The organism is Chloroflexus islandicus, from assembly GCF_001650695.1.
Taxonomy (GTDB): Bacteria; Chloroflexota; Chloroflexia; order Chloroflexales; family Chloroflexaceae; genus Chloroflexus; species Chloroflexus islandicus.
Genome location: NZ_LWQS01000011.1, coordinates 19,451 through 31,647, shown reverse-complemented (window position 1 = coordinate 31,647; position 12,197 = coordinate 19,451). Strand labels below are relative to the sequence as shown.

Sequence of the window (12,197 nt, the reverse complement as noted above, 5' to 3'; positions counted from 1 at the left end):
TGACGCCAGCGCCGCTCGCTCGTACAATGCAAGCAGCATAACTAGCGGCTATCACGAAACGAGCATGAACTATGTTTGAGAGCCTTTCCGATCGATTGCAAGCCGTTTTTCAAAAACTAGGCAGCAAAGGCATCCTTACCGAGGAAGATGTGCGCGAGGCGATGAAGCAGGTACGCTTGGCCCTGCTCGAAGCCGACGTCAACTTCCGCGTGGTCAAGGATTTTGTCGCCAAAGTGACCGAGCAGGCGATTGGCGAAGAAGTAACGAAGAGCCTTACCCCGCACCAGCAGGTAATCAAGATTGTCCATCAAGAGCTGATCAACCTGTTAGGCGCCGAAAACGTGCCCTTGCAAGAGGCGCGCCCCGGCCCGACGGTGATTATGCTGGTCGGTTTGCAAGGCACCGGTAAGACCACCCTCGCTGCGAAGCTGGCGCTGCATCTGCGCAAGAAGGGCAAGCGCGTGTTGCTGGTTGCCGCCGACGTGTATCGTCCAGCGGCAATTACCCAATTGCAAGCGTTGGGCCGCCAGCTCAACATCCCGGTTTATAGCGAAGGCACGCAGGCCAGCCCGCCTGATATTGCGGAACATGCGCTCGAACATGCTCGCAAAGAGCTGTTTAATGTGGTGATTATCGACACCGCTGGCCGGTTGCAGATCGATGAACCGCTCATGCAAGAGCTGGAGCAGATCGAGAATCGCGTCCATCCGATCGAGCGGTTGCTGGTGGTCGATGCGATGACCGGTCAAGAGGCGGTGCGCGTCGCCGAGACGTTTAATCAGCGCGTCAAGCTGACCGGTGTGGTGATGACCAAGATGGACGGCGACGCTCGCGGCGGTGCGGCCTTGTCGGTGCGCGCCGTGACTGGCGTGCCGATCAAGTTTCTCTCCACCGGCGAGAAGGTTGACGGCAATACGCTGGAGGTTTTCCACCCCGACCGGTTGGCATCACGCATCCTCGGCATGGGTGATGTGCTCTCGCTGATCGAACGGGCCGAACAGCTCTACGATGCCGAGCAGGCCAAGAAGATGCAGAAACGGCTGAGCAAGGGTGAGTTCGATTTTGAAGACTTCCTCACCTCGCTCCATCAGATGCGCAAGTTGGGGCCGTTGCAACAGATTATTGCGATGATCCCCGGCCTGAACCAGTTGGCCCGCAACGAAGAATTGCTCGATGAGCGGCATGTCAAGCGGGTCGAGGCGATCATCTTCTCGATGACGCCGGAAGAACGGCGCCGTCCGGAAATTATCAAGGGCAGCCGGCGCAAGCGGATTGCCCGCGGCAGCGGCACGTCGGAAGAAGAAGTGAGCCAGCTCGTCAAGCAGTTCCAACAGATGCAGCGCATGATGAAGCAGATCGCCGGCAAAGCCGGCAAGGGCCGTGGCGGCATCGATCCCAACGAGCTGCTGCGCCGGTTGCGCTAAGGGATCTCGGTTTTGCCTGCGCGCCTGTTTGCAACGCTCGCGCCAATTTATGCTATACTATGTGGCTAGTGTGTGATATTGGTCTACGAATGAGGAACGATACGATCTATGGTTAAAATTCGTCTGCGCCGCACTGGTAAAACCAAGCAGCCCAGCTATCGCATTGTCGTCGCCGATTCGCGTTCGCCGCGCGATGGGAAGTTTATTGAGACCATTGGCTATTACCTGCCGACGCGCCAGCCCAAGGTGCTAGAGGTAAATACCGACCGCGCTCGCTACTGGCTCGGTGTCGGCGCGCAGCCGACCGAGGTGGTGGTCAAGCTGTTCCAGCGCGTCAACCTGCTTGATGAGCAGGGCAAGGTTACGGCGGAAGCCTAATCGTTTGCGGGAGAGGGCTCGATGAAGGCGCTCCTCGAATATATTGCCCGTAATCTGGTTGATACCCCCGAAGCCGTGCGCATCAAAGAGCGTACTGGTCGTTTTACTGTCACCTACCAATTGACCGTCGCTCCCTCGGAAACCGGCAAGGTGATCGGGCGCAACGGGCGGGTGGCCAAGGCGATCCGCGACTTGATGGGTGTGGCGGCGGCTCGCCAGAAGAAGCGGGTTCACGTTGATATTGAATAACGGTACTTAGCAGGCAGCCGGCCGGCGCAAGCGACCGGCCGGCTGTTTTGGCATGTCGAAATATGGATGATCTTCTGTACATTGGTGCGCTCGGCGCTCCGTTTGGCGTTCGCGGCCAGATTAAACTCCATTCGATTTCGAGCCATCCCGAATACCTGATTCGCCATCTGCGCACCGTCTTCATCGGCCCCAAGCGCATCCCGCATCAGGTAACGCGCCTCTTTTTGCACAAACCGGGGTTGCTGATCATCCAATTGCAGAGCGTTACCGATCGCGATGCAGCCGCCGATCTGCGCGGCGCCGAAGTCTACATCGCCGCTGCCGATGCCGCGCCGCTGGCGGCGGATGAGTTCTTTTACCACGATCTGATTGGGCTGCAAGCGGTGACTGAGACCGGCGATGCGATCGGTGAGGTGCGCGAGATTCTCGAAACCGGCGCGGGCGAGATTGCCGTGATTGCGCGCAATGGTCGTCCTGATGCCCTCGTGCCCATGGTGCGCGATTTTATCATCGCGATTGACCTCGTTGGCCGCCAGCTCGTCATTCGCCCGATTGACGGCTTGCTTGACTAAAGCCATCCTATTGCGCTACCGGCAGCACCACCCGGAAGGTGGTGCCTTGATCCGGTTGGGAATGCACCAGCAACTCGCCGCCGTGAAAGTCAACGATGCTATAGCAGAGCGGCAACCCTAGCCCAAGCCCGTCGAACCGCGTTGAGTAGAAGGGTTCAAAGATCTTTGGCACCTCTTCTTGCGCAATGCCCACACCGGTATCACTGATCTCAAGAACGACGGCCGGATCGGGTAGGGGCTGGCGCGCTCCGCCGCCGGCTCGCCAAAAGAGCGCCCGATCCGGCTCGCCGTCAGGCGGCCGCAGGTAGGTGCGGATGCGCAGCGTCCCGCCGTCGGGCATGGCCTCAATCGCATTTTGCACCAGCGTTTGGCAAACCTGTTTGAGATGCCCGATCACGGCGGTCACCCACGGTAGTGCTGACGTTAATTCACCGATATACTTGATGCCGCGGGCCGTCATAGTGGCGCGATAGGAGGCAATCACATCATTCACCACCTGATTGAGATCGACTGGCCGCCGCCCGTCGAGATTGGGACGTGAAAGGTCGAGAATGCGCTGCACGCGGTGGATCAGACCATCGAGTTCGGCAGCCGCTTTGGTCAGGTAGAGATCACGGCGATCGGGGGGCAGATCATGATTGCGCAACAACCGCACCGTATTCGAGAGGGCTTGGAGCGGGTTGTTGATCTCATGCGCCATTGAGGCTGACAAGCGCCCGATGGCGGCCAGTTTTTCGGCTTGGGCCAGCTCGCGCGCCATGCGTTGGCGTTCGCTAATGTCGCGTGCGATCACCAAAAACAGCCGTTGATCGCCATCAGGGACGACGCTCACGCTTACGGCGACTGCTGTCTCGTGGCCGGCCGCAGTACAGAGCATCGTTTCGATTTCACTCTGCTCGCTCCGGCCATTGACGGCAGTGGCCAGCAATTGGGGCAAGGTTGGCAAGAAACGGCGCGGATCGAGCGCCAACAACTCGTCACTGCTATACCCTGACAGACGAGCCAGTGCCAAATTGGCGTCGAGCACCGTCGTGCCGGTGGCATCGAGCAAGAGCACCGCATCGTTGGCATGGCGCAAGAGGGCGCGGTAGCGCGCCTCTGAACGCGATACTTTGCTATAGAGGCGCACATTTTCCAGTGCGACCGCCGCTTGGCCGGCCAAAAGCTGCAACAGTTCCTGATCGGCGATAGTAAAGGCGGCGTGCGGGGTGGCTTTGGCGGCATTCAGCACCCCAAGCGCCCGCTCGCCGGCCATAATCGGCACTGACAGCGCCGTGGTCAATTCCGGCGCGAGCAAGCGTTGGCGGAGATCAGCAAACCATGGTGATGCTGCGACTTGCGCATCGATCAGCAATGGCTGGCGATGCTGAATCACCCATCCTGATACGCTGTGCGCAACGGGCACGAGCGTGCCCATGCCCACGGTGTCAGGCAAACCGGTGCAAGCGACAATTCGTAACGCCTGTTCATCAGGCTCCAGCAACATCAATGAGGCGCGCTCGGCGCTGATCTCCACCCGCACCGTCTCGATGATCAAAGCATAGAGCCGGGCCAGATCCAATTCGGCCAACAGGTGCTGGCTGATCTGCAAGACGGGGCGCAGGGCGGCAACCCGGTCGCTCACCCGCACTGCTTGCCGTTTCGCCACCAGCTCGCGGGCAATCTCGGCTAGCTCGTGCGGACGGAAGGGCTTGATGAGCAGACCGCGCGCGCCAAGCCGCATCGCATAGGCGATCTGTTCAACCGAGGCTACCCCGCTGGCGATCAAAATCGGCACGCTAATGTCACGCAACCGGATCTGCTCGAGGAGTTGCAGCCCATTCACCTCTGGCATGGCGAGATCCACCATGACAAGATCGAAGCTCGACTGATCGAGCGCTTCGAGTGCCATTGGCGCATTAGCCGCCGTTGTGACGACAAACCCGGCCCGCGCCAGCGTTTGCCGGCACAGATCGCGCAACTGCGGATCATCGTCTACGACTAATACTCGCCCTGCCCAACTATTCATAGCGTTAGCCCGCAATCTCCGTTGATTACGAGGAAGCGTAGCGGCGGGCCAGTTCGGCCCACACCGCCTCGGCGGTCATGCCTTGGTTCTCAAGCAAGACCAGACTGTGATAAATTAGATCGGCCAGCTCATACGCGACTTCAGCCGGATTGCCGTTCTTGGCGGCAATAATCACCTCTGCCGCTTCTTCACCAATCTTTTTGCCGATCCGGTCAACGCCGCCGTGCAACAGCTTTGCCGTATACGACTCGGTCGGGGCCGCGTCACGGCGGTCGTGGATACGGTCGGCCAACCGGGCCACGATAGCAACCGGCGGTACTGGGCCAGCGACTTCAGTTTCGGCGAGATCGCGGAAGAAACAACTTGGCCGGCCCGTATGGCATGTTGGGCCGGCCGGTTCTGCCAACACTAAGAGCGCGTCACCGTCACAATCTTGCCGCATTTCGACGACGCGAAGGGTGTTGCCGCTGGTTTCCCCTTTGCGCCACAGGCGCTGGCGCGACCGGCTGTAGAAGGTGACGAAGCCGCTTTCGCGCGTTGCGACCAGCGCTTCCGCGTTCATATAGCCGAGCATCAATACTTCGCCGCTGCGGGCATGTTGGACGATGACCGGTAAGAGTTCGTTGTCGCGCATCTGTACCATGATAGAGTCGCAATCCTCCATAGTGTGGCGGATGATCCGCTCGTGTAGGCGGGCGCACCGCCGGGTGGGTGGGGCGGGTACGCTGTGCCAGTGGGCACACTGCCGTAGGTGTTGGCCGCACCGCCGTGCCGGTGGGGCGCACCGCCGTGCCGGTGGGGCGCACCGCCGTGCCGGTGGGGCGCACCGCCGTGCCGGTGGGGCGCACCGCCGTGCTGGTGGGGCCGCACCGCCGTGCGGCCCTACTAGTGGCGGAAATGGCGACGGCCAGTAAAGACCATCGCGGCGCCGGCGGCGTCGGCGGCGGCAATGACCTCTTCGTCGCGCACGGAACCACCGGGTTGGATGATGGCGGTTGCACCGGCGGCAATCGCTGCTTCGACCCCATCGGCAAAGGGGAAGAGGGCATCGCTTGCCACCACGCTGCCGCGCAAATCGAGACCAGCCTGTTGCGCCTTCCACACTGCCAAGCGTGAGCTATCGACCCGGCTCATCTGGCCTGCGCCGATGCCTAGGGTGCGATCGGCGGCGGCATAAACGATCGCGTTCGATTTCACGTGCTTCACCACCCGCCAGCCAAAGCGCAACGCCGCTGCTTCAGCATCGGTCGGCGCGCGCTTGGTCACAACCCGCCACTCCTCCTGAGCGAGCGGCGCGTGATCCGGTTCTTGCACCAGCACCCCGCCGGGCACGCTGCGGATCTGCCAGTTCCCGGCGCTGGTGACAGGGCGTAGGCTACGTAACAAACGCCGGTTCTTCTTGCGCTGCAACAGTTCGAGTGCATCAGGCAGAAAATCCGGCGCAATAATAATTTCCGAGAAGATCTCATTCACCGCCTCAGCGAAGGCAAGGTCAACCGGGCGGTTCACGGCGATAATCCCACCGAATGGCGCTTCGCGGTCGGTGGCAAACGCTGCTTCCCATGCGCTGCGCAGATCGTGGCTCACGGCCACGCCGCACGGGTTAGTATGCTTGATAATCGCCACGGCTGCGCCTTCGGCAGCGGGAAACTCTTCGATCAATTCTTGGGCTGCGGCGGTATCAAGAATGTTGTTGTAGCTCAGCTCTTTGCCGTGCAACTGTTGGAAGAAGGCGCCGAAATCGCCGTAGAGCGCGGCTGCCTGATGCGGATTCTCGCCGTAGCGGAGCGGCTGGTATTTGCGCCATGCCAGCGGCAGCACGTCGGGCAACGGTTCGGTGCGGAGGTACGCAGCAATGGTGGCATCGTACTCGGCGGTGTGGGCAAACGCTTTGGCCGCTAGCCGTTGCCGTTCAGCCAATGGCACCTCGCCGGCGCGCAACCCGGCCAAGACAGCGTCATAATCAGCCGGATCGACCAGCACCAGCACCGCGGGGAAATTCTTGGCGGCTGCCCGCAACAACGCGACGCCGCCGATATCGATCTGCTCTTGGGCTTCGGCCATCGTGACGCCGGGCCGGGCGATCGTTGCCGCGAACGGGTAGAGATTGACCACCACCAAATCAATTGGTTTAAGGCCGTGAGCAGCCAGTTCGTCGATATGCGCCGGCAGATCACGGCGGGCGAGCAGGCCGGCGTGGATGGCCGGATGCAGCGTCTTGACGCGACCATCGAGAATTTCGGGGAAACCAGTGACCTCGCTGACCGCGAGCGCCGGAATGCCGGCTTCGCGGAGCACACGCTGCGTTTGGCCAGTAGAGATGATCTCAACACCCAATGCGTGTAACGCCTGCGCAAACGCAACGATGCCTGACTTATCGTAGACGCTCATTAATGCGCGCACGATACGCTCCTCAATACACAACTGCGGCACCCAGAATCAAAAACCTGCCCGAAGCGACGGGCAGGGTCGCGCCTTGCCATTGTACCATAGATCAAACGAGCAGCTCACGAGCGCGCTCACGGAGTTGGGCAGCGGCTTGCCCTGCCCGATCAGCGCCGATCAACCGGCGCGCTTCAGCTTCAAACGCATCGGCGGCGGCGAGCATCTCGGCAGCCGAAGCGCGCGAGGGGTCAGTCACGCCAGCAATCCGGTACGCTTCTTGCAACAGCACATTCGCGCCGGCGCCGAGGTAGCCGGCAGCAATCTGCTCAAACTCCGGCGCCAACGACTCACCGGCAGCGGTCTCGCGCCGCTCGATGAGCCCGCTCTGCATCAGTTTGGCGATAATCTCGCACGTGCGCACTTCGCCGAGGCCGCTGCGCTGGGCGATTTGGCCAACCGTCTGCTTGCCGTTGATCATCGTCAGCACACGCCACTCTTCCGCGCCGAGGCTAATCTCGACGCTGCCGGAGGCCGGGTTCGGCACGAGCCGGGGCACCATCGCCAGCGTTGGCCCCGCCTCTTGTTGCTGAGACCAAGTCTCTTGGCGATGCACCCCCTCCATAATGATCGACTCGTTGCTCGCGGTAATGGTGACTTGCGGCGACGTCACCCCTTCGTGGAAGCGGAAGGGGCCGCTCGTGACCGTAAAGAAGGCATAGACTGCTTCGAGCGGCTCGAGACCGGGCAGTTTCGCATCGACAATCTTGCCATCGCGAAAAAAGATCCAGCCGGTCAGCTTTTGCCCGCCACGGCGGCCATCAATCTCGACCCCGCCGGTCTTTTTGCTCAATTGTAGCAACTGGATAATATCGGTGAGCGAGAACTCGCTCAGATCGCCTGCCAGCGCCATAGCTGCGCCTCACCTCGTCTACCGGCTGCAACGCTGCGTTGAATAGCGCTACAGCTTACTGATCACTACCCGGCTGATGGCGCGCAACGTCTCGAACACCCCCACCCCTTTGGTTGCGATCGCCTCAATCCGCGGCCAATTCATCTTGTTCACGCCGAGGAAATGATCCATCATCGCCACCGGAGCCAACACATCGGGCGGCAAATCACGCTTGTTGTATTGCAATACGATCGGGAAATCAGCAAATCGCTTATTTTGGCGCGTGATATTCTGCGCCAACTCGCGCAAGCTATTGATATTCTCTTGCATCTTGCCCTTGTGCGAATCGGCCACAAACACCACGCCGTCGGCGCCATTCAGCACTGCGACGCGGGTGCGTTCATAGAGCACTTGCCCCGGCACCGTGTACAGGTGAAAACGGGTCTGAAACCCGCGCACCTTGCCAAGGTCAAGCGGCAAGAAGTCAAAGAAGAGCGTTCGTTCCGTTTCAGTCGCAATGGAGAGCAGATCGCCTTTCACTTCTTTCGGCACTTGGCTGTGGATGTACTGCAAGTTGGTAGTCTTGCCGCACATACCGGGGCCGTAGTAGACGATCTTGCAGTGTATTTCACGCGCAGCGACATTTATCAGAGCCATACATTCTCTCGCGTAGCCGGTCGAACGCGAGCGCCGACACGGCCAATCGGCAGGGCAGGAGCGCGGCTAATCGCGGAACAGCAGATCGATCGTGTCTTCCATTGATGTGCGGAACGCCGAGCCAAGCACTTCATCGCGAGCCTTGTGCTGCTGGCGCACCCGCTCGAGCACGGCGGCCAACTCATCGGTCGCCTTCTTGGTCAAGACCTTCACCAAACCAATATGCGTCCCTTTATTGAAGATGATGCACAGAATCCACTGCTCTTCGATCAGGGCGATAAAGATGTTTTCGCGCACGCCTTGCTGGAACGAGGCGCGAAAATCGCGTTCGCGCAACAGTTTGGCGACTTCGCGCGAGGAAGCGAAAACACCGGCAATCAACGCGCCGAGCGCGGTAATGTCTTGCCGGTCGCCATCGCCCTTGGAAGAGATGACTTGGCCGCTTTTGTCGAGCAAGAGGGCGTAATCGCTGCCGGTGTCTTCCACCAAACGGGCAAGACACTCTTCAATCTTAGCGATCTCTTCTGAGGGCACGATGATACTTGTCAACTGAGGATCCATCGCAGCCTACCTTCACGTCTGAGAGTGGCGAGAGTCGATGCGTCGCTTTTCAAAATTATAGCATACCCCTTGTCAGATTGCGCTCAGCGCATCGATCATCTCGTCGCGATGTTTGGCGGCGAGAAACCGGAGCAAGCCAAGATCATCGCGCGAGTTCGTCAGCAACAAGAGCATAGCATCATCGCTGATCGGCTCAATCAAGACCAACCCGTCATCGTATTCCAACACGGCCTGCACGGTGCTGCCTTTAGCCACTTCACGCCCCAACGCATCAGCCATCGCTAGCCCGTTGGACGCCACGGCGCCAACGGCATCGATATCGACGCCGGGACGGGCCACGCTTTCGATCAATAACCCGTCGGTAGCGACCACGGCGGCTGCTTCTACGCTCTCGACCGCCCGGAACCGGGTGAGAAGCTCTTTCAGCCCACTGCTCATGCTGCCTCACTCTCGCGCCGGGACTCCCCCCTCTGCGCATCAATGCCTATTATACACTGTCGTGGAACCATACCATTTCCAAACTGCCCTACGACTCGCTGAGCGGGCTTGTGCGCTCGCGATCTTTGGGTGGCCGGCCAGTGCGAATGTTGCGCAACGAGTCGATGGTTGCAGCCAGCGCCCGATCGGCCCAGCCGTAAATCGTCGGACGGCTCTTGCGCAATTCGTCGGCGATCTGGGTCACATTCGCCCGGTAGCCGGGATCAAAGGTGGCGAGGTTGATCCGGGCAGCCGCCACAATCTGCTGGATCTCCTCAGGGGTGAGATTGTGTTCGCGAATCAGCTTCTGTGCGCGCTTGCCGCTCAGGTCCAACTTCATGCCGCCTCTCCTCGTGCTAGGCGATGGCGCCCGTTTCGCGGCATCGCCACCGGATTCAGCTCAGCTTGGTACGGGTTGCCCTATTGCTATAGCGATGGGGTAGGCAATCGCCTGCTGTGGTTCCCGATCGCTTGGCGTTGTTCGTCCTATCAACGAACTGTGTGCGAAACCAAGTTTCCATACTGGGGTGTAATTTTTTATTATCATATCATGCATAACTAGGATTGTCGAGTCGGTGTGTAAATAGTAACAATGTCATCTTGCTCCGCCGGCGCAGTCTTCGCGTTGGGATAGCGCATGAGATCAAGCTCGCTGATCTGTTTGAGGTGATTTGCGCTTGATCGATCTTGAGTAATCCTTGACAGCTAGCACGAACATGCATGCTGATGAGTGTAAAAGTTTACACTGAGCGGTGATGGCCCCGGTTGAGGGGAGACAGAATATGTACTTGATTACAACCGTTGATCGCTGTGCGATGCCTGAAATCCCGGTGCTGCGCCCCCCATCACCCTTCCCCCAGCGGGGGAGGGGCAAGGGGTGGGGGCATCAGCCCGCGCAGCGGGCTTTGTATCCCTCGCCCGGCCCTTCAGAGCCGGGTTCCGGATCAGATGGTCTGTCGGCTACCGATGCCGGCTGTGGTACAATACCCAGCGATGACTGATCTCCGCCTGCGCCAACGCGAATATCTGTTGCAGATTAGCCGCGCGCTGACGGCTCAGCTCGATCTGGGCAGCGTGCTCAATCTGGTCATCACCTACGCGGTCGAGCTGCTGGCCGGCACCCTCGGTTTTATTGCCCTGTTCGACGAAGAAGATGGGATGTTGCGCATCCGGGCTTCTGCGCAACTGCCGCGCGAGAATTGGCCGGCCTTCACCCCGTTGTTGCGCATCCCCATCGCTGATCTTAGCCGCTTCGGCCCGCAGGCGCTACGCGAAATCTCGCTCGACACTGGCATCCCCCTCCGTCAAATGATTGCGCTGCCGCTGACGGTGCGCGAGACGCCGCTGGGTGTGATTTATGTCTTCCGCGCCGCGCTCAATGTCGCGTTTTCGGCTGATGATCGCCAGATCTTGCAAGATTTCGCCGATCAGGCAGCGATTGCGGTCGGCAATGCTCGCCTCTTTCAGAGTGTGTTGCGCGAGAAGCAGCATCTCAATGCGCTGATCGAGCAGTCTGCCGATGGGGTAATGATTATTGATGGCCGCTGGCGGATTACGACCTTTAACCATACGATGGAACAACTGACCGGCTGGTCGCGTGAAGAGGCGATTGGTCGCCCCTGCGCCGAGGTGCTTGGGATTCGCAATGCCCAAGGGGTGAATATTTGTCTCAATGAGTGCCCGTTGCAACGCTACCCCGAACTGACGAACCCTGTGGTCGAGGGCCGCATCACCACCCGCGACGGGCGCGAGCTGTTTATTCAAAACCGCTACGCGCCGCAGCGCAGCGCGCATGGCTCTTTGCTCAGCGCGATCGCGAATGTGCGCGATATTACGGCCCAGAAGGTTGAGGAGGAGCGCCAGAATACCTTTATTTCGGTGATTTCGCACGAGTTGCGCACGCCGGTGAGCATTATCAAGGGCTTTGCCGAGACGATGCTGCGCCCTGATGGCCAGTTTACGATTGAACAGTACCGCGAGGCGTTGCAGGTGATTGGCGAAGAAGCCGACCGGCTCGCCCGCCAAATTCAAGACTTGCTTGATGTGTCACGGATTGCCGCCGGCGGCTTGCGTCTCGAACGGAGTGATGTGTCGCTGCGCTTGCTGGTCGAAGAGGTGGTGCGCCGCTTTGCCGCGCAGGTTGGCGAACGGATTGAGTTTGAGATCCGGGTGTCTGATGATCTGCCGCCGGTGTATGCCGATTACGAGCGGCTGCGGCAAGTGTTCACCAATTTGATTGAGAATGCGGTCAAGTATAGCCCCAACGGCGGCACGATCCGGATCGGCGCTCGCGCTGAGGGTGAGATGGCGATTGTCTATGTGTCTGATCAGGGGATCGGGATTCCGCCCGAAGAACAGGAGTTGATCTTCGAGCGGTTTTACCGCGTTGATACCCGCCTGCGCCGTGATCAGCCGGGCAGCGGGTTGGGTCTTTTTATTACCCGCGCTATTGTCGAGGCCCACGGTGGCCGGATCTGGGTGGAAAGCCAAGTCGGGCGCGGTTCGCGCTTCTTCTTTACCTTGCCGCTCAGCCGGCGCCGTCTGCCGGGAGAGTGACGGATGGGGAATGGGAGACGGATACCCGCGGATGCAACGGA

General features: G+C 60.0%; 13 protein-coding genes. 5 read left to right on the top strand and 8 right to left on the bottom strand.

The genetic code is table 11. The annotated features are described in order from the left end of the window. Positions 1 to 71: 71 nt before the first annotated feature. From ffh to rimM, 4 genes are all read left to right on the top strand, one after another. Positions 72 to 1,424: a signal recognition particle protein gene (gene ffh / locus A6A03_RS00160; RefSeq protein WP_066782389.1), complete on the top strand. Its 1,353-nt coding sequence runs from the start codon at positions 72 to 74 to the stop codon at positions 1,422 to 1,424. 108 nt (positions 1,425 to 1,532) lie between these two features. Continuing rightward, entirely contained in the window at positions 1,533 to 1,802 is a 270-nt protein-coding gene (gene rpsP, locus A6A03_RS00155) for a 30S ribosomal protein S16 (RefSeq protein WP_066782387.1), read from the top strand. Positions 1,803 to 1,823: 21 nt separating this feature from the next. Then, complete coding sequence (locus A6A03_RS00150) at positions 1,824 to 2,051, top strand: KH domain-containing protein (RefSeq protein ID WP_066782385.1); 228 nt, start codon at positions 1,824 to 1,826, stop codon at positions 2,049 to 2,051. Between the two features lie 62 nt (positions 2,052 to 2,113). Beyond that, positions 2,114 to 2,623, top strand: a complete 510-nt coding sequence (gene rimM, locus A6A03_RS00145) for a ribosome maturation factor RimM (protein ID WP_066782383.1) — start codon at positions 2,114 to 2,116, stop codon at positions 2,621 to 2,623. Positions 2,624 to 2,630: 7 nt separating this feature from the next. On the opposite strand, the gene A6A03_RS00140 is transcribed toward rimM, so the two are convergent. The 8 genes from A6A03_RS00140 to A6A03_RS00105 form a co-directional block, all read right to left on the bottom strand. Continuing rightward, positions 2,631 to 4,631, bottom strand: a complete 2,001-nt coding sequence (locus tag A6A03_RS00140) for a hybrid sensor histidine kinase/response regulator (protein WP_066782381.1) — start codon at positions 4,629 to 4,631, stop codon at positions 2,631 to 2,633. 25 nt (positions 4,632 to 4,656) lie between these two features. Next, positions 4,657 to 5,274, bottom strand: a complete 618-nt coding sequence (gene hisIE, locus A6A03_RS00135) for a bifunctional phosphoribosyl-AMP cyclohydrolase/phosphoribosyl-ATP diphosphatase HisIE (RefSeq protein WP_066782379.1) — start codon at positions 5,272 to 5,274, stop codon at positions 4,657 to 4,659. A 242-nt stretch (positions 5,275 to 5,516) separates the two neighbouring features. Beyond that, the gene (gene purH / locus A6A03_RS00130) at positions 5,517 to 7,034 is read right to left on the bottom strand and encodes a bifunctional phosphoribosylaminoimidazolecarboxamide formyltransferase/IMP cyclohydrolase (RefSeq protein WP_066782378.1); all 1,518 of its coding nucleotides are present in this window, start codon (positions 7,032 to 7,034) and stop codon (positions 5,517 to 5,519) included. Between the two features lie 91 nt (positions 7,035 to 7,125). Then, positions 7,126 to 7,926, bottom strand: coding sequence for a DUF4388 domain-containing protein (locus A6A03_RS00125; RefSeq protein WP_066782376.1), 801 nt, complete (start codon positions 7,924 to 7,926; stop codon positions 7,126 to 7,128). Positions 7,927 to 7,974: 48 nt separating this feature from the next. Continuing rightward, positions 7,975 to 8,562, bottom strand: a complete 588-nt coding sequence (locus A6A03_RS00120) for a GTP-binding protein (RefSeq protein WP_066782374.1) — start codon at positions 8,560 to 8,562, stop codon at positions 7,975 to 7,977. A gap of 66 nt (positions 8,563 to 8,628) precedes the next feature. Beyond that, the gene (locus tag A6A03_RS00115) at positions 8,629 to 9,123 is read right to left on the bottom strand and encodes a roadblock/LC7 domain-containing protein (RefSeq protein WP_066782372.1); all 495 of its coding nucleotides are present in this window, start codon (positions 9,121 to 9,123) and stop codon (positions 8,629 to 8,631) included. Positions 9,124 to 9,195: 72 nt separating this feature from the next. Beyond that, a complete protein-coding gene (locus A6A03_RS00110) occupies positions 9,196 to 9,561 on the bottom strand; it encodes a roadblock/LC7 domain-containing protein (RefSeq protein WP_066782371.1) in 366 nt (121 codons plus the stop codon). 88 nt (positions 9,562 to 9,649) lie between these two features. Continuing rightward, positions 9,650 to 9,940 carry a helix-turn-helix domain-containing protein gene (locus A6A03_RS00105; protein ID WP_066782369.1) on the bottom strand — a complete coding sequence of 97 codons (291 nt, stop codon included), beginning with the start codon at positions 9,938 to 9,940 and terminating at the stop codon, positions 9,650 to 9,652. Between the two features lie 635 nt (positions 9,941 to 10,575). Here A6A03_RS00105 and A6A03_RS00100 point away from each other — a divergent pair. Beyond that, positions 10,576 to 12,156 carry an ATP-binding protein gene (locus A6A03_RS00100; protein ID WP_245668736.1) on the top strand — a complete coding sequence of 527 codons (1,581 nt, stop codon included), beginning with the start codon at positions 10,576 to 10,578 and terminating at the stop codon, positions 12,154 to 12,156. Positions 12,157 to 12,197: the final 41 nt, after the last annotated feature.

Bases quoted from the DNA above. Each gene is read 5' to 3' on its own strand.
- ffh (WP_066782389.1), top strand. From the start codon at position 72: ATGTTTGAGAGCCTTTCCGATCGATTGCAAGCCGTTTTTCAAAAACTA.
- rpsP (WP_066782387.1), top strand. From the start codon at position 1,533: ATGGTTAAAATTCGTCTGCGCCGCACTGGTAAAACCAAGCAGCCCAGC.
- A6A03_RS00150 (WP_066782385.1), top strand. From the start codon at position 1,824: ATGAAGGCGCTCCTCGAATATATTGCCCGTAATCTGGTTGATACCCCC.
- rimM (WP_066782383.1), top strand. From the start codon at position 2,114: ATGGATGATCTTCTGTACATTGGTGCGCTCGGCGCTCCGTTTGGCGTT.
- A6A03_RS00140 (WP_066782381.1), bottom strand. From the start codon at position 4,631: ATGAATAGTTGGGCAGGGCGAGTATTAGTCGTAGACGATGATCCGCAG.
- hisIE (WP_066782379.1), bottom strand. From the start codon at position 5,274: ATGGTACAGATGCGCGACAACGAACTCTTACCGGTCATCGTCCAACAT.
- A6A03_RS00125 (WP_066782376.1), bottom strand. From the start codon at position 7,926: ATGGCGCTGGCAGGCGATCTGAGCGAGTTCTCGCTCACCGATATTATC.
- A6A03_RS00120 (WP_066782374.1), bottom strand. From the start codon at position 8,562: ATGGCTCTGATAAATGTCGCTGCGCGTGAAATACACTGCAAGATCGTC.
- A6A03_RS00115 (WP_066782372.1), bottom strand. From the start codon at position 9,123: ATGGATCCTCAGTTGACAAGTATCATCGTGCCCTCAGAAGAGATCGCT.
- A6A03_RS00110 (WP_066782371.1), bottom strand. From the start codon at position 9,561: ATGAGCAGTGGGCTGAAAGAGCTTCTCACCCGGTTCCGGGCGGTCGAG.
- A6A03_RS00105 (WP_066782369.1), bottom strand. From the start codon at position 9,940: ATGAAGTTGGACCTGAGCGGCAAGCGCGCACAGAAGCTGATTCGCGAA.